Annotated in this window: 19 protein-coding genes and 4 tRNA genes; 11 read left to right on the top strand and 12 right to left on the bottom strand. The window is 61.0% G+C overall.

Going from position 1 to position 18,953, the window contains the following annotated elements:
• Positions 1 to 137 precede the first annotated feature (137 nt).
• Entirely contained in the window at positions 138 to 503 is a 366-nt protein-coding gene (locus PBDP_RS25420; protein ID WP_109756374.1) for a DUF6124 family protein, read from the top strand.
• Between the two features lie 174 nt (positions 504 to 677).
• On the opposite strand, the gene PBDP_RS25415 is transcribed toward PBDP_RS25420, so the two are convergent.
• From PBDP_RS25415 to PBDP_RS25400, 4 genes are all read right to left on the bottom strand, one after another.
• Positions 678 to 2,024 (bottom strand): sigma-54-dependent transcriptional regulator, encoded by a 1,347-nt coding sequence (locus PBDP_RS25415; protein ID WP_163856580.1) that lies wholly within the window; start codon positions 2,022 to 2,024, stop codon positions 678 to 680.
• A complete protein-coding gene (locus PBDP_RS25410) occupies positions 2,021 to 3,610 on the bottom strand; it encodes a two-component system sensor histidine kinase NtrB (RefSeq protein ID WP_109756372.1) in 1,590 nt (529 codons plus the stop codon). Before PBDP_RS25410 ends, PBDP_RS25415 begins: the two co-directional genes overlap by 4 nt.
• The gene (locus PBDP_RS25405; RefSeq protein ID WP_109756371.1) at positions 3,600 to 3,833 is read right to left on the bottom strand and encodes a PP0621 family protein; all 234 of its coding nucleotides are present in this window, start codon (positions 3,831 to 3,833) and stop codon (positions 3,600 to 3,602) included. The genes PBDP_RS25410 and PBDP_RS25405 overlap by 11 nt, the downstream gene beginning before the upstream one ends.
• Before the next feature lie 125 nt (positions 3,834 to 3,958).
• A complete protein-coding gene (locus PBDP_RS25400) occupies positions 3,959 to 4,975 on the bottom strand; it encodes an outer membrane protein assembly factor BamD (RefSeq protein WP_092204245.1) in 1,017 nt (338 codons plus the stop codon).
• 151 nt (positions 4,976 to 5,126) lie between these two features.
• On the opposite strand from PBDP_RS25400, the gene rluD reads away from it, so the two are divergent.
• The 8 genes from rluD to PBDP_RS25360 all read left to right on the top strand — a co-directional run bounded on the left by rluD (position 5,127) and on the right by PBDP_RS25360 (position 11,986).
• Positions 5,127 to 6,089, top strand: coding sequence for a 23S rRNA pseudouridine(1911/1915/1917) synthase RluD (gene rluD / locus PBDP_RS25395; RefSeq protein ID WP_116833478.1), 963 nt, complete (start codon positions 5,127 to 5,129; stop codon positions 6,087 to 6,089).
• Positions 6,086 to 6,811, top strand: coding sequence for a peptidoglycan editing factor PgeF (gene pgeF, locus PBDP_RS25390; protein WP_212801469.1), 726 nt, complete (start codon positions 6,086 to 6,088; stop codon positions 6,809 to 6,811). The genes rluD and pgeF overlap by 4 nt, the downstream gene beginning before the upstream one ends.
• Positions 6,812 to 6,940: 129 nt before the next feature.
• Positions 6,941 to 9,505, top strand: coding sequence for an ATP-dependent chaperone ClpB (clpB, locus tag PBDP_RS25385; protein ID WP_053125348.1), 2,565 nt, complete (start codon positions 6,941 to 6,943; stop codon positions 9,503 to 9,505).
• A gap of 299 nt (positions 9,506 to 9,804) precedes the next feature.
• Positions 9,805 to 9,880, top strand: a tRNA-Asn gene (locus PBDP_RS25380).
• 7 nt (positions 9,881 to 9,887) lie between these two features.
• Positions 9,888 to 9,964, top strand: a tRNA-Pro gene (locus PBDP_RS25375).
• Between the two features lie 5 nt (positions 9,965 to 9,969).
• Positions 9,970 to 10,045: transfer RNA gene (locus PBDP_RS25370), tRNA-Lys, on the top strand.
• Positions 10,046 to 10,138: 93 nt separating this feature from the next.
• Positions 10,139 to 10,215, top strand: a tRNA-Pro gene (locus PBDP_RS25365).
• A gap of 145 nt (positions 10,216 to 10,360) precedes the next feature.
• Positions 10,361 to 11,986, top strand: a complete 1,626-nt coding sequence (locus PBDP_RS25360) for a methyl-accepting chemotaxis protein (RefSeq protein ID WP_116833476.1) — start codon at positions 10,361 to 10,363, stop codon at positions 11,984 to 11,986.
• Between the two features lie 208 nt (positions 11,987 to 12,194).
• On the opposite strand, the gene PBDP_RS25355 is transcribed toward PBDP_RS25360, so the two are convergent.
• Genes PBDP_RS25355 through PBDP_RS25340 form a run of 4 tightly spaced genes read right to left on the bottom strand, consistent with a single transcriptional unit; the run spans position 12,195 to position 14,930 of the window.
• The gene (locus PBDP_RS25355; RefSeq protein WP_212801468.1) at positions 12,195 to 13,493 is read right to left on the bottom strand and encodes an NAD(P)/FAD-dependent oxidoreductase; all 1,299 of its coding nucleotides are present in this window, start codon (positions 13,491 to 13,493) and stop codon (positions 12,195 to 12,197) included.
• Positions 13,494 to 13,553: 60 nt separating this feature from the next.
• Positions 13,554 to 13,727 carry a DUF3094 domain-containing protein gene (locus PBDP_RS25350; protein ID WP_003185543.1) on the bottom strand — a complete coding sequence of 58 codons (174 nt, stop codon included), beginning with the start codon at positions 13,725 to 13,727 and terminating at the stop codon, positions 13,554 to 13,556.
• Positions 13,728 to 13,779: 52 nt separating this feature from the next.
• Positions 13,780 to 14,307, bottom strand: a complete 528-nt coding sequence (locus PBDP_RS25345) for an MOSC domain-containing protein (RefSeq protein ID WP_116833475.1) — start codon at positions 14,305 to 14,307, stop codon at positions 13,780 to 13,782.
• Entirely contained in the window at positions 14,304 to 14,930 is a 627-nt protein-coding gene (locus PBDP_RS25340; RefSeq protein ID WP_003205682.1) for a DUF1780 domain-containing protein, read from the bottom strand. Before PBDP_RS25340 ends, PBDP_RS25345 begins: the two co-directional genes overlap by 4 nt.
• 145 nt (positions 14,931 to 15,075) lie before the next feature.
• Here PBDP_RS25340 and PBDP_RS25335 point away from each other — a divergent pair, with 145 nt between their 5' ends.
• Both PBDP_RS25335 and PBDP_RS25330 read left to right on the top strand, forming a co-directional pair.
• Positions 15,076 to 15,762, top strand: coding sequence for an energy-coupling factor ABC transporter permease (locus PBDP_RS25335; RefSeq protein ID WP_163856590.1), 687 nt, complete (start codon positions 15,076 to 15,078; stop codon positions 15,760 to 15,762).
• A gap of 63 nt (positions 15,763 to 15,825) precedes the next feature.
• Complete coding sequence (locus PBDP_RS25330) at positions 15,826 to 16,041, top strand: hypothetical protein (protein ID WP_013694234.1); 216 nt, start codon at positions 15,826 to 15,828, stop codon at positions 16,039 to 16,041.
• Here PBDP_RS25330 and yacG read toward each other — a convergent pair.
• Genes yacG through PBDP_RS25310 form a run of 4 tightly spaced genes read right to left on the bottom strand, consistent with a single transcriptional unit; the run spans position 16,038 to position 18,952 of the window.
• Positions 16,038 to 16,244: a DNA gyrase inhibitor YacG gene (yacG, locus tag PBDP_RS25325; RefSeq protein ID WP_109756364.1), complete on the bottom strand. Its 207-nt coding sequence runs from the start codon at positions 16,242 to 16,244 to the stop codon at positions 16,038 to 16,040. The genes PBDP_RS25330 and yacG overlap by 4 nt on opposite strands.
• Positions 16,241 to 16,864: a dephospho-CoA kinase gene (gene coaE, locus PBDP_RS25320; RefSeq protein ID WP_212801467.1), complete on the bottom strand. Its 624-nt coding sequence runs from the start codon at positions 16,862 to 16,864 to the stop codon at positions 16,241 to 16,243. The genes yacG and coaE overlap by 4 nt, the downstream gene beginning before the upstream one ends.
• Positions 16,864 to 17,733: a prepilin peptidase gene (locus PBDP_RS25315; RefSeq protein WP_212801466.1), complete on the bottom strand. Its 870-nt coding sequence runs from the start codon at positions 17,731 to 17,733 to the stop codon at positions 16,864 to 16,866. Before PBDP_RS25315 ends, coaE begins: the two co-directional genes overlap by 1 nt.
• 1 nt (position 17,734) lies before the next feature.
• The gene (locus PBDP_RS25310; protein ID WP_109756361.1) at positions 17,735 to 18,952 is read right to left on the bottom strand and encodes a type II secretion system F family protein; all 1,218 of its coding nucleotides are present in this window, start codon (positions 18,950 to 18,952) and stop codon (positions 17,735 to 17,737) included.
• Position 18,953: the final 1 nt, after the last annotated feature.

Below are 18,953 nucleotides of genomic sequence, written 5' to 3'. Positions count from 1 at the left end.
GCCGAATTTTCCGACGAGCTCTGGCGGTTGCCGGGTGGGAAGAACTCTGGCTAACCTTTTCCCGTCGCTGCCAATTCAGCGTCCGGGTGTCGCGGCCCGAAAAACTTGGTAATCCATTCCCTCTTTGGAGTACCGCAATGAGTGACAAACCCCTACCACCTTCAGAAACCAATAACACTTCTCCTGACTCCAGCCTTAATCCAAAAGGGCTTGATGAAGCCGCCAAACGCGCCCTCGACTATTACCTCGGCCCAAAACCCGAAGCCAAAAAGAAACCAACCTCAAACCAGTTATTCACTGTAGTGGACGGCATCGACACCGAATGCCTCCTCACCAACCTCAGCGAAACCCTGGCCTGCGCCAATGCAACGATCAGCGACCTGGCCTTCGAACTTGAAGGCTCGCGGCGACATATAGCCTTGGGGGTACAGCAATTGATTGAGTTGAGTGAGTTATTGGCCAATCGTGTTCTGGACGAGCGGGTACCTCTGCCGGAGGGCTAGAGAGCGGCGTTACAGAGGGTGAACGCCGAACCTGTGGCGAGAGAGCTTGCTCCCGCTGGGACCTGAGATCTCGGAGTGTGAGGTTGATTGAGTCGCTGCTTTGGGGCTGCTTCGCAGCCCAACGGGGATAAATCCCCTCGCCACAGAGGCAGGCGCGGGCTTCGAAACCGCGGCTCAATCCAACCCCAACTTCTTCAACCGATACCGCATCGACCGAAACGACAACTTCAACCGCTGCGCCGCCGCCGTGCGGTTCCAGCGGGTTTGCTCCAGGGCCTGGAGGATGAGCTTGCGCTCGACGTCTTCCAGGTAATCCTCCAGGTTGTCGACCTGCATCAAATCGGGATTGCCCGCCTCAGTAGTACTATTACCCTCGGCCAGGCGCAGGTCGTCGGCTTCGATCTGTTGCTGTTCGCAAAGGGTGTAGGCACGTTCAAGCATGTTCTCCAGTTCCCGCACGTTGCCCGGGAAGCGGTAATTCCTGAGAGCGTCCAACGCCTGGGGATGCAACTTGGCCGGTGGACTACCGGTGTTGGCCGCCAGACGCTGGAGCATGTGATTGGCCAGCGGTTCGATGTCTTCGCGACGTTCGCGCAAGGGCGGGACGCGCAGTTCGATGACATTTAGCCGGTAATACAAATCCTGGCGAAAGCGCCCGGCGGCGACTTCGGCATCCAGGTCCTTGTGGGTGGCGCAGAGGATTCGCACGTCCACCACTTCTTCCTGTTGGCCGCCAACAGCGCGCACGGCCTTTTCCTGGATCGCCCGCAGTAGCTTGACCTGCATAGCCAGGGGCAGGTCGGCCACTTCATCAAGGAATAAGGTCCCGCCGTGGGCGGCCTGGAACAGCCCGGGCTTGTCTTCGATGGCGCCGCTGAAGCTGCCTTTTCGATGGCCAAAAAACTCGCTTTCCATCAGCTCAGTGGGAATCGCCCCACAGTTGACTGGCACAAAACCCTGGTTTGAACGGGGCCCCTGTTCGTGGATCAGCCGGGCGACCAGTTCCTTGCCGCAGCCCGATTCCCCGCTGATGTACACCGGTGCCTGGCTGCGAGCGAGTTTTTCGATCTGTTTGCGCACATTGCGCATCGGCGGGGAGTCACCCAGCAGGCAACGCTCGATAGTGCTTGCCGGAAGAGCGACCGGCGGCAGGCGCAGGGCGCTGCTGACCAGCTCCCGCAACCGACCCAGGTCGACCGGCTTGGTCAGGAAGTCGAAGGCGCCGGCCTTGAGGGCGTCGATGGCGGTTTCCAGGCTGCCGTAGGCAGTGATCATCGCCACAGGCAGTTGCGGGTAGCGCTGCTGGATGTGCTGCACCAGTTCCAGGCCGGTGCCATCGGGCAGGCGCATGTCGGTCAGGCACAGGTCGAAGGTATCCCCCGCCAGCAGGCTTTGGGCCTCGGCCAGGTTCTTGGCGCTGCGGGTGTCGAGTTTCATCCGGCCCAGGGTAATGTCCAGGAGTTCGCGGATGTCCGGTTCGTCGTCGACGATCAGGATTCGTTGCCGTGAGCGAATATTCAAATCTGTTTCCGTCCGTGAGCAAAGGTGATGCGAAAGCAGCCGCCGCCTTGGCGTGGTTTGAAGTCTAGGCGGGCCTGGTTGCTTTCGCACAGCTCACGGGACAGATAGAGCCCAAGGCCGGTGCCCTGGCTGCTGGTGGTAAAGAAGGGCTCGAACAAGTGCGCTTGCTGTTCTGGAGTCACGCCGGGGCCGTTGTCGATGATGTCCAGTGTGGACAGCTGGCTGTGGGGATCGATGAACAGTTTCAGCCAGGCCTCGGCCTGTTCGTGGGCCATTGCGCTGTGGCGCCAGGCGTTGCGCAGCAGGTTGTCGAGTACCTGGGTCAACTGGTCGGGGTCCATCAGCGTGGTGTAGTCGCCCGGATCGATGCTCAGGTGCAATTGCTGGTGCTCGGCCATGCTTTCGTGGGCCTGTCGGACGAACTGTTCGAGCCAGGTCCGCAGATCGAGGCGTTGGGGTGTGGTTTGCTGGCGGCGAGACAGTTGCAGGACGTTTTCAATGACGCGATTCATTCGTTGAGAGTGATCTTGAATAATCTGCGTCAGACGCCGATCCGCGTCGTTCAGTTCCTCGGATTCGCGCAGCAATTGCGCCGCGTGGCTGATGGCGCCCAGGGGGTTGCGGATTTCGTGGGCGATGCCGGCCGTCAGGCGCCCGAGGGAGGCTAGCTTGAGTTGTTGGGCCTGCTGCGCAACCTGGGCCAGGTCTTCGAGGAAGACCAGGATCTGATGTTGCTCGTTGTGGCCCAGGGCGATGAAGCTCGGTTGCAGTGCCAGGCCCGTGCCGCTGATGGTCAGGCTCTGCGCGCGCAGGCTAGGGTTGTTCAGCCACAGTTGCAGACGTTCGACCAGGGCGACGGAGTAGTCATCGATCCGCTGGCCGACCAGGTCGTGCATGCCCAGCAGGTTCAAGGCGCTTTCGTTGGCCAGTTGTACCCGACGTTCGCGGTCCAGCACCAGGATGCCGGTGCGCATGCGTTGCAGGATCAGCGCGTTGAGTGCTTCGAGGCCGATCACTTCGCTGGCCCGTTGCTCAGCCAGGGTTTCGCTGGCTTCCAGCCGTCGGGTCAGGCCTTGTACCAGCAGGGCGGCGGCGAAGCACAGTGCCCCCAGGGTTCCGGCTTGCAGGTAGCTGCTGGGGCGGTTCGAGTCGCTCAGGCCGAGGAAGAAAGTCGAGCCGACGATACCGATCGTGGCGACAGCGGCGATCAACAGGCCGACTCGGCCTCGCAATAGCGTATTGCCGATGGCTACCGAGACGATGAGCAGGTTGCCGATGGCGCTGGGCACACCGCCTGCGGCGAAGAACAGCCACGAAAGCAGCAGTACGTCGGTGAGGGCCAGGCCGAACAGCCGGGCAGGGCGGCGAGTGTTTTCAAGGAACACTACAAGCAGGATGTTCAGCACCAGATACAACCAACTGCCGCTGCGCAGCAGGTCGTCGTTGGCGAACTCCAGCAGGCGATTGTCCAGTTTGCTGGAGATCAGCAGCACCAGGGTGATGCCGATGCTCAGGCGGTACAGGTGATAGAGACGCAGCAGACGCTGCGTCTGTTTTTCGCGCGGGCTTGAGGTCTCAGCGCTCACGAGTGCCCGGGCCTTGCTCGAGGTGAGCCTGGCTGCAATACCATTGTTGTTCGAGGGCCAGTGCCCGGTCGCGAGGCAGGTGTACGCCGCAATGAGCGCAACGGACCATGGGGGGAGCGTCCTGCTCGCGGGGTGCCTGCGATGGGGAAGAGGTGCTCTTGAGCTTGCGCCAGAACCATACCGCGGCGGCAATCAGGGCGATCCAGAACAGTAAACGAAGCATGATGGGCGGCTTTTTGGCTAATGATCCGGCAGTTTAGCCAAGGACAGGAACGGCGCACAGCGCAATAAAAGCCAGGTACAAAAAAGGGAGACCGTCGGGTCTCCCTTTTTGCTGATGCCCCTGTCTCAGTCGAACAGGCCGAAGGTCAGGTGGCTGAACCAGGAGCGGTCGCTGGACTCGTTCTCAGGCTCTTCTTCTTCGATCACGTCGCCATTTTCATCCTTGGGCTTGAGTTCGTTCGGGATGGCTTCCTTGGCATCCTGGAATTGGCGTTGCACGTCCTGGTTGGCGCGAGTCTCTCCCGGCGGCAGCGGCGGACGCGACTCGATCAGGCCCAGGGTCGCCTTGCTCAGCCACGAACGGTTGTCCGCTTCGTCGACCCGCGGGGTGAACTGGCCATCGACCAGGGATGGGTGATCCGGGTAGTTCAGCTTGAGGGTTTCCAGGCTGGTGGCCGCCAGGTCGTCCAGGTGCAGGCGCTGGTAGGCTTCGGTCATCACGGCCAGGCCGTCGCCCACCGAGGGGGTTTCCTGGAAGTTTTCCACCACGTAGCGACCGCGGTTGGCAGCGGCGACGTAGGCCTGACGAGTCAGGTAGTAGTCGGCTACGTGGATTTCGTAGGACGCCAGCAGGTTGCGCAGGTAGATCATGCGCTGCTTGGCGTCCGGCGAGTAGCGGCTATTGGGGAAGCGGCTGGTCAGCTGGGCGAACTCATTGTAGGAGTCGCGCGCGGCGCCCGGGTCACGCTTGGTCATGTCCAGCGGCAGGAAACGCGCCAGCAGGCCGACGTCCTGGTCGAAGGAGGTCAGGCCCTTGAGGTAATAGGCGTAATCGACATTCGGGTGCTGCGGGTGCAGGCGAATGAAGCGCTCGGCGGCGGATTTGGCGGCTTCCGGCTCGGCGTTCTTGTAGTTGGCGTAGATCAGTTCCAATTGGGCCTGATCGGCGTAGCGACCGAACGGATACCGCGACTCCAGGGCCTTGAGCTTGGCGGTGGCGCTGGTATAGCTGTTGTTATCCAGGTCGTTCTGCGCCTGTTGGTACAGTTCGACTTCGCTCAGGTTTTCGTCTACGACTTCCTTCGACGAGCAAGCAGCAGTCAATGCGAGGATGGCGATCAGCAGCAGGTGTTTCACTTGCATGGCGGCTTGCGTCCCTATGACGGCCGCTGTCTTGGGCGGGGCCGTCCTGTTATGATGAGCGCCCCGTTGAAAAGCCTCGGGGCAAAAGACGCCGTATTTAACCACAAGCGCGCAGCCGAAACCAAAGGCTGTGCCGACGCCCAGTCCGAGCATGTCCGATAAAATAGAACTTCGCGCAGAGGTGCCGTCCGAATTGGGCGGCCAACGCCTCGATCAAGTCGCCGCACAACTCTTTGCCGAGCACTCGCGCTCGCGCCTTTCCGCCTGGATCAAGGACGGCCGCCTGACTGTGGATGGGGCGGTGATCCGCCCGCGCGACATCGTCCATGGCGGCGCCATCCTCGAGCTGACCGCCGAGCAGGAGGCCCAGGGAGAATGGGTCGCCCAGGACATCGCCCTGGACATCGTCTATGAAGACGACGACATCCTGGTGATCAACAAGCCGGCGGGCCTGGTGGTGCACCCGGCTGCCGGTCATGCCGACGGGACGTTGCTCAATGCCTTGCTGCACCATGTACCGGACATCATCAATGTGCCGCGTGCCGGCATCGTGCATCGCCTGGACAAGGACACCACCGGTCTGATGGTGGTGGCCAAGACCATCCAGGCGCAGACACAACTGGTCACTCAGTTGCAAAGCCGCAGCGTCAGCCGTATCTATGAGTGCATCGTGATCGGCGTGGTCACCGCCGGTGGCAAGATCAACGCACCGATTGGCCGTCATGGCCAGCAGCGCCAGCGCATGGCGGTGATGGAGGGCGGCAAGCAGGCGGTCAGCCATTATCGTGTGCTTGAACGCTTCCGTTCCCACACGCATGTGCGGGTCAAGCTGGAAACCGGGCGTACCCACCAGATCCGTGTGCACATGGCCCACATCAACTTTCCGTTGGTGGGTGACCCGGCCTACGGCGGTCGCTTCCGCATTCCGCCGGCCGCCAGCCAGACCATGGTCGAATCGCTGAAGAATTTCCCGCGCCAGGCGCTGCACGCGCGTTTCCTGGAGTTGGATCATCCGACGACCGGCAAGCGCATGAGCTGGGAGTCGCCGTTGCCGGATGACTTTGTCTGGCTGCTGACGTTGCTCAAGCAGGACCGCGAGGCGTTCGTCGGATGAGTGACTGGCTGATACCCGACTGGCCTGCGCCGGCCCGGGTCAAGGCCTGCGTCACCACCCGAGGGGACGGCGTCAGCCTGGCGCCGTTCGACAGCCTCAACCTGGGCGACCATGTGGGCGACGACCCCACGGCTGTCGCCGAAAACCGCCGTCGTCTCACCGATCAGTTCGCCATCACCCCGGCCTGGTTGCAGCAGGTCCACGGCATTGCCGTGGTCGAGGCTGACCCCACCCAGGTAGCGACCGCCGATGCCAGTTGGACCGACACACCGGGTATCGCCTGCGCGTCAATGACGGCGGACTGCCTGCCCGTACTGTTCTGCAACCGTGCCGGCACCCGCGTCGCAGCGGCCCATGCCGGTTGGCGCGGGCTGGCCAACGGTGTGCTGGAGGCCACCCTCGACAGCCTTGCCGTGCCTGCGGATGAAATCCTCGCCTGGCTCGGCCCGGCCATTGGTCCGCAAGCGTTTGAAGTTGGGCCGGAGGTGCGTGAAGCCTTCATCGCGCAACTGCCTGAAGCGGTAAAAGCTTTCGCCGCGAGCCCCAACGCCGGCAAGTTCCTGGCCGACATCTATCAGTTGGCCCGCTTGCGGCTGGCGGTGCGCGGTGTCACTGCGGTGTACGGTGGTGGCCTGTGCACCGTGACCGACCCTCGTTTCTTTTCCTACCGCCGCAATCCGTGCACCGGTCGCTTCGCCTCGCTGATCTGGATCGAGCGCTAGACTTCGCTGATCTGCATCAAGGCTGCGCTGCTTGAAACTTCCAGAATCGACCACATCTATAAGGGTATCTGGCAGGTTTCTTCATTCAGGATGTGTTTAGGTCCGGCCTGCTCAAAAGGAAGGTGACCCATGCGTATTGATCGTTTAACCAGCAAATTACAGTTGGCCCTGTCCGATGCCCAGTCCCTGGCCGTCGGCCTGGACCATCCCGGTATCGAACCGGCGCATTTGATGCAAGCCATGCTCGAACAGCAGGGCGGTTCCATCAAGCCCCTGCTGATGCAGGTCGGCTTTGACGTCAACAGCCTGCGCAAAGAACTGGCGAAAGAACTCGACCAGTTACCCAAGATCCAGAATCCGACCGGTGACGTGAACATGTCCCAGGATCTGGCGCGGCTGCTCAACCAGGCCGATCGCCTGGCCCAGCAGAAGGGCGACCAGTTCATTTCCAGCGAGCTGGTGCTGCTCGCCGCCATGGACGAAAACAGCAAGCTCGGCAAACTCCTGCTTGGCCAAGGCGTGAGCAAGAAAGCCCTGGAAAATGCCATCAACAACCTGCGTGGCGGCGAAGCGGTCAACGACGCCAACCACGAAGAGTCGCGCCAGGCGCTGGATAAATACACCGTCGACCTGACCAAGCGTGCCGAAGAAGGCAAACTCGACCCGGTGATCGGCCGTGACGACGAGATCCGCCGCACGATCCAGGTGCTGCAACGCCGCACCAAGAACAACCCGGTGCTGATCGGTGAGCCAGGCGTGGGTAAAACCGCCATCGCCGAAGGCCTGGCCCAGCGCATCATCAACGGCGAAGTGCCGGATGGCCTCAAGGGCAAGCGGCTGTTGTCCCTGGATATGGGGGCCTTGATCGCCGGCGCCAAATACCGTGGTGAATTCGAAGAGCGGCTCAAGGCGCTGCTCAATGAACTGTCCAAGCAGGAAGGGCAGATCATCCTGTTCATCGACGAACTGCACACCATGGTCGGTGCGGGCAAGGGTGAAGGCTCGATGGACGCCGGCAACATGCTCAAGCCAGCGTTGGCTCGTGGCGAGCTGCACTGCGTCGGCGCGACCACGCTCAACGAGTACCGCCAATATATAGAGAAAGACGCGGCCCTTGAGCGGCGCTTCCAGAAAGTACTGGTGGAGGAGCCGAGCGAAGAGGACACCATCGCTATCCTGCGCGGCCTTAAAGAACGCTATGAAGTTCACCACAAGGTGGCGATTACCGATGGCGCGATCATCGCGGCGGCCAAGCTCAGCCACCGCTACATCACCGACCGCCAATTGCCGGACAAGGCCATCGACCTGATCGACGAGGCGGCCAGCCGCATCCGCATGGAAATCGACTCCAAGCCTGAAGTGCTGGATCGGTTGGAGCGGCGCCTGATTCAACTCAAGGTCGAGTCCCAGGCCCTGAAGAAAGAAAGCGACGAAGCGGCGAAGAAGCGTCTGGAAAGGCTGCAGGAAGAAATCGTTCGCCATGAGCGCGAGTATTCCGACCTCGAGGAAATCTGGAACTCGGAGAAAGCCGAAGTCCAGGGCTCGGCGCAGATCCAGCAGAAGATCGAACAGTCCCGCCAGGAGCTGGAAGCGGCGCGCCGTAAAGGCGACCTCAATCGCATGGCCGAGCTGCAGTACGGGGTGATCCCGGACCTGGAGCGCAGCCTGCAGATGGTCGACCAGCACGGCAAGAGCGAAAACCAGTTGCTGCGCAGCAAGGTCACCGAGGAAGAAATCGCCGAAGTGGTCTCCAAGTGGACCGGTATTCCGGTGTCGAAAATGCTCGAAGGCGAGCGTGACAAGCTGCTGAAGATGGAAAGCCTGCTGCACCAGCGTGTGATTGGTCAGGAAGAAGCGGTGGTGGCGGTGTCCAACGCCGTGCGCCGTTCCCGCGCCGGGCTGTCGGACCCTAACCGGCCGAGTGGTTCGTTCATGTTCCTCGGCCCTACCGGTGTCGGTAAGACTGAATTGTGCAAGGCGTTGGCCGAGTTCCTCTTCGATACGGAAGAGGCCATGGTGCGCATCGACATGTCCGAGTTCATGGAGAAACATTCCGTGGCACGGTTGATCGGTGCGCCACCAGGTTATGTCGGCTATGAAGAGGGTGGCTACCTGACCGAGGCTGTGCGGCGCAAACCGTACTCGGTGATCCTGCTCGATGAAGTCGAGAAGGCGCACCCGGATGTGTTCAACATCCTGCTGCAAGTGCTGGAGGATGGTCGCTTGACCGACAGCCACGGGCGCACGGTGGATTTCCGTAACACGGTGATCGTGATGACCTCCAACCTGGGCTCGACGCAGATCCAGGAACTGGTGGGTGACCGCGAGGCGCAGCGCGCTGCGGTGATGGATGCGATCTCTACCCACTTCCGGCCAGAGTTCATCAACCGGGTCGACGAAGTGGTGATCTTCGAGCCGTTGGCCCGCGATCAGATTGCCGGCATTACCGAGATCCAGTTGGGTCGCCTGCGCAGCCGTCTTACCGAGCGTGAGCTGAAACTGCAGTTGAGCGATGAGGCGTTGGACAAGTTGATTGCCGTGGGTTACGACCCGGTCTATGGCGCACGGCCGCTGAAGCGGGCGATCCAGCGCTGGATCGAAAACCCGCTGGCGCAGTTGATCCTGTCGGGTCGCTTCATGCCGGGTGAAACCGTGACCGGTACGGTGGAGAACGACGAAATCGTCTTCAACTGAAAGCCGGCATTGCCTGCAATTGGAATGGCCTCGCTTTGCGAGGCCATTTTTTTCATCAGGCCGTTGAACTCAAAGGAAAAGGCTTGTAAAGTGCGCCCCGCAGTCAGTCACCCCAAGGACGACTTCTCACTGAGAAGGAATCCAAAATAAGTTGCAAATCATTGTCTTGAAAGCAATTTAAGGGGTTGACAGAGGTTTTGAAGATTGTAGAATAGCGCGCCTCAGACACACGAACGCAGCGATGCGTAAGGGTAGAAGAGGTTGAAGCTAGCTTCAACGTTGTAACTTGAAATATCAGTTCCGTGATAGCTCAGTCGGTAGAGCAAATGACTGTTAATCATTGGGTCCCAGGTTCGAGTCCTGGTCACGGAGCCATTTCAATCGGGGTATAGCGCAGTCCGGTAGCGCGCCTGCTTTGGGAGCAGGATGTCAGGAGTTCGAATCCCCTTACCCCGACCATATTTGGGTCGTTAGCTCAGTTGGTAGAGCAGTTGGCTTTTAACCAATTGGTCGTAGGTTCGAATCCCACACGACCCACCATTTTTGAAACCAGTTCGCTGGAATCGAATCTTAAGATCAGAGGCCAAAAGCGCTGATCGAGAAGGCGACTTGCGAAGGTCGCCTTTTTTTTACCGGGGTATAGCGCAGTCCGGTAGCGCGCCTGCTTTGGGAGCAGGATGTCAGGAGTTCGAATCCCCTTACCCCGACCATATTGAAAATCCTCGTATCGAAAGATACGGGGATTTTTTTTGCCTGTGATAAAGCAGATAGCCTTAAGTCATCGTACAACCTGCCGATAACCCACCGACAGGGGCATGGCCCCACTTCAGGCCAATAATAAAAAAGGCGCTCCCCATGGTTCTTCGTCAACTGAATATCGCCCCCCGTGCTGCGTTGGGTTTCGCTTTGATCGCCGTGCTGGTGGCATTGCTCGGGGTGTTTGCGCTGGGACAGATGTCGAGTATCCGTGACAGTGAAGTCGCGGTAGAAACCCAGTGGTTGCCCAGTATTCGCGGCGGTGACGAGATCCGTGAATTGATGTTGCGCATCCGCACGATTTCCCTGCGCATGGCCCTGGACCAGGATCCGAAGAACATCTCGGTGTACCGTGGGCAAATGGACACCCGCGACAAGGAACTGAGCGAAAAAATCGCCAGTTACGAAAAGCTGGTCGTCACGCCTGAAGGCAAAGCGCTTTATGACCAGTTCAAGCAAACCTTCGCTGCTTACCGCACGGGCATCGCCCAATCCTTTGCACTGGCAGAGCAGGGACGTCGGGACGAGTTGATCAAGCTGCTGCTGGTGGACATGAAGACCGTGGTGGACGGTTCCGGCAAACAACTCAACGACCTGGCGGAGCTGTTCTCCAAACAAGTCTCCATCGAAAGCCAGAAATCCCAGGAGCACTACGTCAATTCCCGGATGATCGTCAGCCTGTTCATCGTGCTCGCCGCCCTGGCGACGGTGGCCCTGGCCATGCTGCTCACCCGCAGTATCGTCAAGCCTTTGGGCGAGGCCTTGAATGCTGCCGAGAACGTTGCCCGAGGCGACCTGACCCGACCGATCGAGACCCACGGCAGCGACGAAGTGAGCCGCTTGCTCAAGGCGCTGGCGACCATGCAGCAGAACCTGCGTGAAACCCTGCAGGGTATCAGCGGCTCGGCTACCCAACTGGCGACCGCCGCCGATGAGCTGAACGCGGTCACCGTCGATAGCACCCACAGCCTGCAACAGCAGAACAACGAAATCGAACAGGCGGCCACTGCCGTCACCGAAATGACCACCGCCGTGGAGGAGGTCGCGCGCAATGCGGTTTCCACCTCCGATGCCACGCGTCAGTCCAGTGAGTCGGCGTCCCTTGGGCAGCAGCGGGTCAGCGACACGGTCGATGCCATCGGCGCCCTTGCCAGCGATGTGCAAGTGACTGGCGGCCTGGTGCAATCCCTGGCCAACCAGTCGCAGGATATCGGCAAGGTGCTGGATGTGATCCGGGCCATCGCCGAGCAGACCAACCTGCTGGCCCTCAACGCGGCCATCGAAGCGGCCCGGGCGGGTGAGAGTGGACGGGGGTTCGCGGTGGTCGCGGACGAGGTGCGGGCGCTGGCTTATCGCACGCAGCAATCGACCCAGGAAATCGAACAGATGGTCCAGGGCATGCGCAGCGGTGCCACCCAGGCACTCGACTCCATGCAGGCCAGCTCCAGTCGCGCCGCCAGCACCCTGGCGATGGCGGAACGGGCAGGGGAAGCGCTACAGACCATCACGGCCTCGGTCAACGAGATCCACGAGCGTAACCTGGTGATCGCCAGCGCCGCCGAAGAACAGGCGCAAGTCGCCCGTGAGGTGGATCGCAACCTGGTGAACATTCGTGACTTGTCGGTGCGCTCGGCCTCCGGCGCGGACCAGACCAGCGCGTCCAGCCATGAGTTGTCGCAACTGGCGAATTCGCTGCGCACGATGGTGCAGCGGTTTCAGGTTTGATTGATGCTGCGGAGCTCGATTTTTATCGTTTAGATGACTATTGACTGCACTACCGCCTTCGCGAGCAAGCCCGCTCCCACAGGAGATCGAGTATTTCATGAGTATGCGATCAACTGTGGGAGCGGGCTTGCTCGCGAAAACGGTGGAACAGGCGATGCACCTCTAGAACCCATCGCTGTCACGAGCAGTTTACGCGTCGCTTTTATCCTCAGTGCAACTTCAGCCGAGGCTCAGTCCCACGCCCGATCTTGCTCCCCAACATCAGCATCGCCGTGCGAAACATGCCGTACAGCGCCATCTGGTGCATGCGGTACAGCGACACGTAGAACATCCGCGCCAGCCAGCCTTCGAGCATCACGCTGCCGGTCAGGTTGCCCATCAGGTTGCCCACTGCCGAGAACCGCGACAGTGAGATCAACGAGCCGTAGTCGGTGTACTTGTATTCAGGCAGGGCCTTGCCCTCGATCCGCAGCTTCAAGGACTTGGCCAGCAGCGAGGCCTGCTGATGCGCTGCCTGGGCGCGGGGCGGGACGTTGCGTTCGCTGCCGGGTTGCGGGCAGGCGGCGCAGTCACCGAAGGCGAAGATGTTCTCGTCACGGGTGGTCTGTAGCGTAGGCAGCACGTGCAACTGGTTGATCCGGTTGGTCTCCAGGCCGTCGATGTCCTTGAGGAAGTCCGGTGCGCGAATCCCGGCGGCCCAGACTTTCAGGCTCGCGTCGATCACTTTGCCATCCGCCGTAATCAGGCTGTCGGCGGTCACCTGGCTGACAGCGGCGTTGGTCATGACATTGACCCCGAGTTTTTCCAGGGTCTTGTGCACCGGTCCGCCGATACGCTCCGGCAGTGCCGGCAAGACGCGTGGGCCTGCCTCGATCAGGGTGATGTGCATGTTTTCCGGTTTGATGCGGTCCAGGCCGTAGGCGTGCAGTTCGTGGGCGGCATTATGCAGCTCGGCCGCCAGTTCGACCCCGGTCGCACCGGCGCCGACGATGGCGACGCTGATGCGCTCGACGATATCGGTCTGCCCGGCATGGGCACGCAGATAGTGGTGAAGCAGTTGCTGATGGAAACGCTCGGCCTGTTTGCGGGTATCGAGGAACAGGCAATGCTGCGCCGCGCCTTCGGTGCCGAAGTCGTTGGTGGTACTGCCGACGGCAATTACCAGGGTGTCGTAGGCCAGTTCCCGGGCCGGCAACAACTCGACGCCTGCCTCGTCATAGGTGGCGGCCAGTTGGATTCTCTTGCGCTCGCGATCCAGGCCACTCATGCGCCCGAGCTGGAACTCGAAGTGGTTCCATTTCGCCTGGGCGACATAGTTGAGTTCGTCTTCGGAAGAGTTCAGGGAGCCGGCGGCCACTTCATGCAGCAGGGGTTTCCAGATGTGGGTCAGGTTCGCGTCGACCAGCATCACACTGGCCGTACCGCGCTTGCCCAGAGTCTTACCCAGACGGGTAGCCAACTCCAGACCGCCGGCGCCGCCGCCAACGATGACAATACGATGAGTCATGGGGATATCTCGCAAGGCTAAAGGAAATCGGTGCCGTTACCTGCGCGAGCATCAAGCGGCTCATAGCGTCAGGTAACTGATCAGTCGGCTCAACAGGCCCAGGCCGATGGTCACGGCCAGTACCACCACCAGGAGCATCCACGGCCGGAAGGGCCGGCGCTCGACTCGGTGCTGGGACAGTTGCAGGTACTCTTCGACATGCTTCTGGTCATCTGGGTTCAGGCGGCTGGTCATAAAGGCCTCGTCAGGTAGACGTTGCGAAAGGTGTAGACGCTACAGCGTCCGGCTATCCGGCATTGAAAGCAGCGTAGCCGCTCGCCGGAACAGGTTCGACACGCAAGCTGTCGTCCAGGCGAATGATTCCACTTTTTAACACCCGGGCTGTGATTCCGCCATGGCCGCGTACGGCCTGGAACGTCCCTTCGCCGAGGTTTCGCTCCAGTCGCGCGCACGGCTGGCACCAGCCGGTGGTTTCGAAGATCGCCTGGCCGATGCGAAAGCGCCGGCCCTTGAGGCTGAACAGATTGATGCCGCTGATCACAAGGTTGCGTCGCAGCTCTTGTGGCAACACCGGTTGATCCGCCGCGCGGCCCATCAGGGAACTGATCACGGCCAGGTGCTCCCACTGAATCAAGGTGACTTGCCGGGCATTGCGCACGCCGGGGCGGGCATGATCACCCGTCAGGCCGGCTTCCAGGCGGGCCTCCACGGCGTCCAGTTCGATCATGGGGGCATGGCCCTGGGGGCGCACGCCAATCCAGCGTACGCGGCCCTGCTGCGGCACGGCGGCGATCAATTCCTGCAATGGGCTCACAGGCTGATCCCGACATCGAACACAATGCTGCGCCCCAGGTTGCTGCGCAGGAAGTCCGGCGCATCGGGATGGGCGAACAGCACCCGGGCGAACGTCGGCCCCACCAGCGACAGCGAGCGCCAGCCCTGGCGCAGGTATTCGGTTGGCGGCGGGAAATGGCTGTTGAGGTCCAGCACTTCGCGCTTGAGGCTGGCGAAGGCGATGATGTCCAGGTCGCCCAGGTCCATGCCGCGCTCGGTGTAGTTGTGGGCTTTCTTGCGCAGGGTCGGGGCCAGCCGCATCAGGAATTCATTGGCCGGGATCCGCCGGGGCTTGGCCTCGCGACGCACCAGTTGGCTCAGGGAGAACGCACTGCGGCGGCGTTGCAGTTCATCGCGCCATTCATCATTGAGACGGCGGCCCTCGTCGAGCACGAAAAAAACCTCGAAATTGGCATCGCGAAACAAGACGTCCGGCGGTTCGCCGGCCGGCGCGAACTCGTCGGCGCGATAAGGCACGTTCAGCCCTTGCAGCAGACGCTGGCAGACCCAACGCTCACGCTCCCATTTGCGGGCATTGGAGAGAAAGGCGTTGGCTTGCTCGGCCGCGATGGTCAGCAGGCGTAAGTAATCGGAGTCATCCATGAGCCCAAGCTTAGCGTTCAATTGCGACAAGCTGGAAGCGTTGCGTTGATTAATGGCCGTTATGGGGCGGGGTGTAGACTGCCAGCTTGGATCGCGAAGCGATCAAGGAGTCTTTGATGCAAGGGCAAGTGAAAGGAGTAGTCCCATGATCGGTGCTGAACTGCTCTCACCGCAGACCCTGGCGGCCGGTTGGCTGATTTATGTGCCGGTATTGGTCTGGGCGGTGTCGCGAGCACCGTGGGTCGAGTTGTTCACCGACAGTCGTCGCCAGCACCTGCTGTTCGGCACGGTGCTGGCGTTGTTCATGCTGTGGCTGGTGCGCCGGGATTTCGACACGGGTGTCTCGTATCACTTCATCGGCATGACCGCCGTGACGTTGCTGCTGGACTGGCCCTTGGCGATCCTGGGGGGCCTGTGTGCACAGTTTGCGCTGGTGCTGCTGGGGCGCCAGGACATGGCGGCTGTAGGGGTCAACGGTGTGCTGTTGATCCTGTTGCCGGTGCTGGTTACCGAGTGTTGCGCGATCCTGGTGGAGCGCGCCCAGCCGCGCAATCTGTTCGTATATATCTTCTGCTCGGGTTTTCTCGCTGCCGCGCTCTCGGCGTTGGCGTGCCTGCTGCTGGGGCTTGGCCTGCTGTGGTACGACGGTATATTCGCCATGCCTTACTGGCTGGAAGATTTTGTCGGCTACCTCTGGCTGATCATTTTTCCCGAGGCCTTCATCAACGGCATGGTGATCAGTGCGTTGGTGGTGTTCAGCCCCGAATGGCTGGAAACCTTCAACCGCACGCGCTACCTGTCGGCCCCGTGGAACGATGATGACAAGCCTTGATTCACGTCAAGGCTGCACAATCGCACGCCCTTCATGCTCTGGAAAACTTCCAGGAGCACAACCATGAGTGTTTATGAGTGGGCGAGACAAGAGATCAGGCGTAGTCACGATGCCGCAATGGAGATCGGTTTCGACCCGGGCTTGAGCCTGCGTGCCTTGCTCAGTGCGATCGTGCAGCAGAGCAAGACAGTGCGCAGCCCAGAAGACCTGGCCGATGAGTTGAGTTTCCTGGCGGAAAACCTCGACGATGAACAGGACTACGGTTTCATGCGGCCTTAATGATGTGAACGCGGTTCGAAATCTTCGCTGAACAGCTCATCCTCGGCATCGGGACTGACCGGAATCTTGTGTTCCTCCGATGCCCATGCACCCAGGTCGATCAGTTTGCAGCGATCAGAACAGAACGGCCGGAATTTGCTCTCCGGGCTCCATTCCACGGGGGCGCCACAGGTTGGGCAATCAACGGTTGGGATTTGGCTCATGACTGGCCTCCACGCAAAGTAAGGTAAAAGTGATGCAGGCGCTCGACCTCGCTGTGCAGCCAGGCGAGGTCGCGATCGTTGACCACCACATCGTCGGCATGGCTCAGGCGATCCTGACGGCTGGACTGGGCCTTGAGAATCGCCTGGACCTGCTGCTCGCTGGTCTGGTCGCGCTGCAAGGTACGTTCGATCTGCAGTTGTTCCGGCGCATCGATCACCAGGATCCGCTGGGTCATGGCGTACTGCCCTGACTCGATCAGCAGTGGCGATACCAGGATCGCGTAGGGCGATTGTGCCTGGGTCAGATGATGGGCGATCTCATCGGCGATCAGCGGATGCAGCAACGCCTCGAGCCAGCGGCGTTCGTCGGCATTCTCGAAGATCAGCTTGCGCAGCGCCGCCCGGTCAAGGGCGCCATCGGCCTGCAATACACCGGGGCCGAAGTGCTCGGCGATTTTCGCCAGCGCCGGACGCCCGGGCTCGACCACCCAGCGCGCCGCATGATCGGCGTCGATCACGTGCACGCCCAGGTCAATGAAATGCTGGGCTGCCGCGCTCTTGCCGCTGCCGATGCCACCGGTCAGGCCGAGAATCCAGGGTTTTTCCAGGGGGGTATTCATTAGAAACCGACAGACTGCCAATAGAAGTCGGTTATTTGACCACCCCAGAGCAAGGCAATCCAGCCGGCAATGGCCAGATAAGGCCCAAAGGGGATCTGCGTCGACCCTGGGGCATCCCGCAGGCGCAGCACGATGACCCCGATAACGGCGCCCACCAGCGACGACAACAGCAACGTAAGCGGCAGGATCTGCCAGCCACCCCAGGCGCCGAGCATCGCCAGCAGCTTGAAATCCCCGTAGCCCATGCCCTCCTTGCCGGTGATCAGCTTGAACACCCAGAACACCGACCACAGCGCCAGATAACCGGCCACCGCGCCCCACATCGCCTGGTTCAAGGAAACGAACAGCCCGAAGCTGTTGACGATCAAGCCCAGCCACAATAACGGCAATACCAGGGTATCGGGCAGCAATTGATGTTCGGCGTCGATCAGGCTCATGCCCAGCAGGCCCCAGGACAACACCATCACCATCGCCGCTTGCCAGCCAAAGCCGAAATGCCAGGCGACGAACGCCGACAGCGCGCCGCAGGCCAGTTCGGTCAGGGGGTAACGCCTGCCGATGGGCGCGGCGCAGCTCGAACAGCGACCGCGCAGCATCAGGTAGCTGAGCAGCGGAATGTTTTCCCAGGCGCGGATGCGATGGCCGCAGTGCGGGCATTGGGAGTGGGGCAGCATCAGGTTGTAGACCGGCCCCGGGGTTTCGGTCGGCAGGCCCAGCAGGTCGTGGGCTTGCAGGCGCCATTCGCGGTCGAGCATCTTTGGCAGGCGCCACACCAGCACGTTGAGGAAGCTGCCGATGATCAGACCGAGCAGTGCCGCAACGAGCACGAAAGCCAGGGGATACAGCACGAAGAATTCGCTCAGGGGCATGTCAGATCGCAGAGCCGAGTTGAAAGATGGGCAAGTACATGGCAACCACCAGGCCACCGACGACGACCCCCAGGACCACCATGATGAAGGGTTCCATCAGGCTGGTGAGGTTGTCCACCAGATTGTCCACCTCGGCCTCATAAAAGCTCGCCACCTTGTCGAGCATGTCATCCAGCGCACCGGATTCTTCGCCGATGGCGGTCATCTGGATCGCCAGGTTCGGAAAGATCCCTGAGGTACGCATGGAGAAATTCAACTGCATGCCGGTCGAGACGTCTTGCTTGATGCGCTGCACCGCGCGCTTGAACACCACGTTGCCGGTGGCGCCAGACACCGAGTCCAGGGCTTCCACCAGCGGCACGCCGGCGGCGAAGGTGGTGGAGAGCGTGCGGGCGTAGCGGGCCACGGCGGATTTGTACATCAGGGTGCCGATCAGTGGCAGCTTGAGCAGCCATTTATCGCGCCAGTCACGAAAGGCCTCGGAGCGCCTGAGTGCGTATTTCACGCCAAAGAATCCGCCCACCATTCCGCCGAGCAGTATCCACCATGACTCCTGCATGAACTCTGACAAGCCGATGACCATCACCGTGAAGGCCGGCAGCTGCGCACCGAACCCGGAGAATACCGATTCGAACTGCGGCACCACCTTGACCAGCAGGATCCCCGTGACCACTGCAGCAACGAGAACGACGGCGGCTGGATAGGTCATGGCTTTCTTGATCTTGGCCTTGAGGGCTTCGCTCTTTTCCTTGTAGGTCGCGACCCGGTCCAGCAGCGTGTCCAGGGCGCCGGCCTGTTCACCGGCGTCCACCAGGTTGCAGTACAGGTCGTCGAAATACTGCGGGCATTTGCGCAGGGATGCGGCAAAGCTGTTGCCGGCGGCGACTTCCTGTTTCACCTCGTCCACCAGCTTGCGCATATTGGCGTTGTCGAAGCCTTCGCCAATGATGTCGAACGCCTGTAACAGCGGCACGCCCGCCTTGAGCATCGTTGCCATCTGGCGGGTGAAGAGGGCGATATCCAATGGCTTGATGCGCTTGCCCTTGCTGAATATCGAGGTGGACTTCTTGCGTACCTTCTGCGGGTTGATGCCTTGTTTACGCAGCTGTGCCTTGACCAGGGCCGGGCTCTGGCCCGTCAGCTCGCCGGTCATTTTGGTGCCTTTGCGGTCCTTGCCTTCCCAAGTGTAAACATCGGTTTTGACTGCTTTGACCGCCATG

It is taken from the genome of Pseudomonas sp. St290, assembly GCF_018325805.1.
GTDB lineage: Bacteria > Pseudomonadota > Gammaproteobacteria > Pseudomonadales > Pseudomonadaceae > Aquipseudomonas > Aquipseudomonas bijieensis.
The sequence above is the reverse complement of the archived record's forward strand: the minus strand, read 5'-3'. Positions and strand labels throughout refer to the sequence as shown.

Excerpts from the sequence above, each read along its gene's own strand:
- PBDP_RS25420 (WP_109756374.1), top strand. The coding sequence starts at position 138 with ATGAGTGACAAACCCCTACCACCTTCAGAAACCAATAACACTTCTCCT.
- PBDP_RS25405 (WP_109756371.1), bottom strand. The coding sequence starts at position 3,833 with ATGCTTCGTTTACTGTTCTGGATCGCCCTGATTGCCGCCGCGGTATGG.
- PBDP_RS25400 (WP_092204245.1), bottom strand. The coding sequence starts at position 4,975 with ATGCAAGTGAAACACCTGCTGCTGATCGCCATCCTCGCATTGACTGCT.
- rluD (WP_116833478.1), top strand. The coding sequence starts at position 5,127 with ATGTCCGATAAAATAGAACTTCGCGCAGAGGTGCCGTCCGAATTGGGC.
- pgeF (WP_212801469.1), top strand. The coding sequence starts at position 6,086 with ATGAGTGACTGGCTGATACCCGACTGGCCTGCGCCGGCCCGGGTCAAG.
- clpB (WP_053125348.1), top strand. The coding sequence starts at position 6,941 with ATGCGTATTGATCGTTTAACCAGCAAATTACAGTTGGCCCTGTCCGAT.
- PBDP_RS25360 (WP_116833476.1), top strand. The coding sequence starts at position 10,361 with ATGGTTCTTCGTCAACTGAATATCGCCCCCCGTGCTGCGTTGGGTTTC.
- PBDP_RS25355 (WP_212801468.1), bottom strand. The coding sequence starts at position 13,493 with ATGACTCATCGTATTGTCATCGTTGGCGGCGGCGCCGGCGGTCTGGAG.
- PBDP_RS25350 (WP_003185543.1), bottom strand. The coding sequence starts at position 13,727 with ATGACCAGCCGCCTGAACCCAGATGACCAGAAGCATGTCGAAGAGTAC.
- PBDP_RS25340 (WP_003205682.1), bottom strand. The coding sequence starts at position 14,930 with ATGGATGACTCCGATTACTTACGCCTGCTGACCATCGCGGCCGAGCAA.
- PBDP_RS25335 (WP_163856590.1), top strand. The coding sequence starts at position 15,076 with ATGATCGGTGCTGAACTGCTCTCACCGCAGACCCTGGCGGCCGGTTGG.
- PBDP_RS25330 (WP_013694234.1), top strand. The coding sequence starts at position 15,826 with ATGAGTGTTTATGAGTGGGCGAGACAAGAGATCAGGCGTAGTCACGAT.
- yacG (WP_109756364.1), bottom strand. The coding sequence starts at position 16,244 with ATGAGCCAAATCCCAACCGTTGATTGCCCAACCTGTGGCGCCCCCGTG.
- coaE (WP_212801467.1), bottom strand. The coding sequence starts at position 16,864 with ATGAATACCCCCCTGGAAAAACCCTGGATTCTCGGCCTGACCGGTGGC.
- PBDP_RS25315 (WP_212801466.1), bottom strand. The coding sequence starts at position 17,733 with ATGCCCCTGAGCGAATTCTTCGTGCTGTATCCCCTGGCTTTCGTGCTC.
- PBDP_RS25310 (WP_109756361.1), bottom strand. The coding sequence starts at position 18,952 with ATGGCGGTCAAAGCAGTCAAAACCGATGTTTACACTTGGGAAGGCAAG.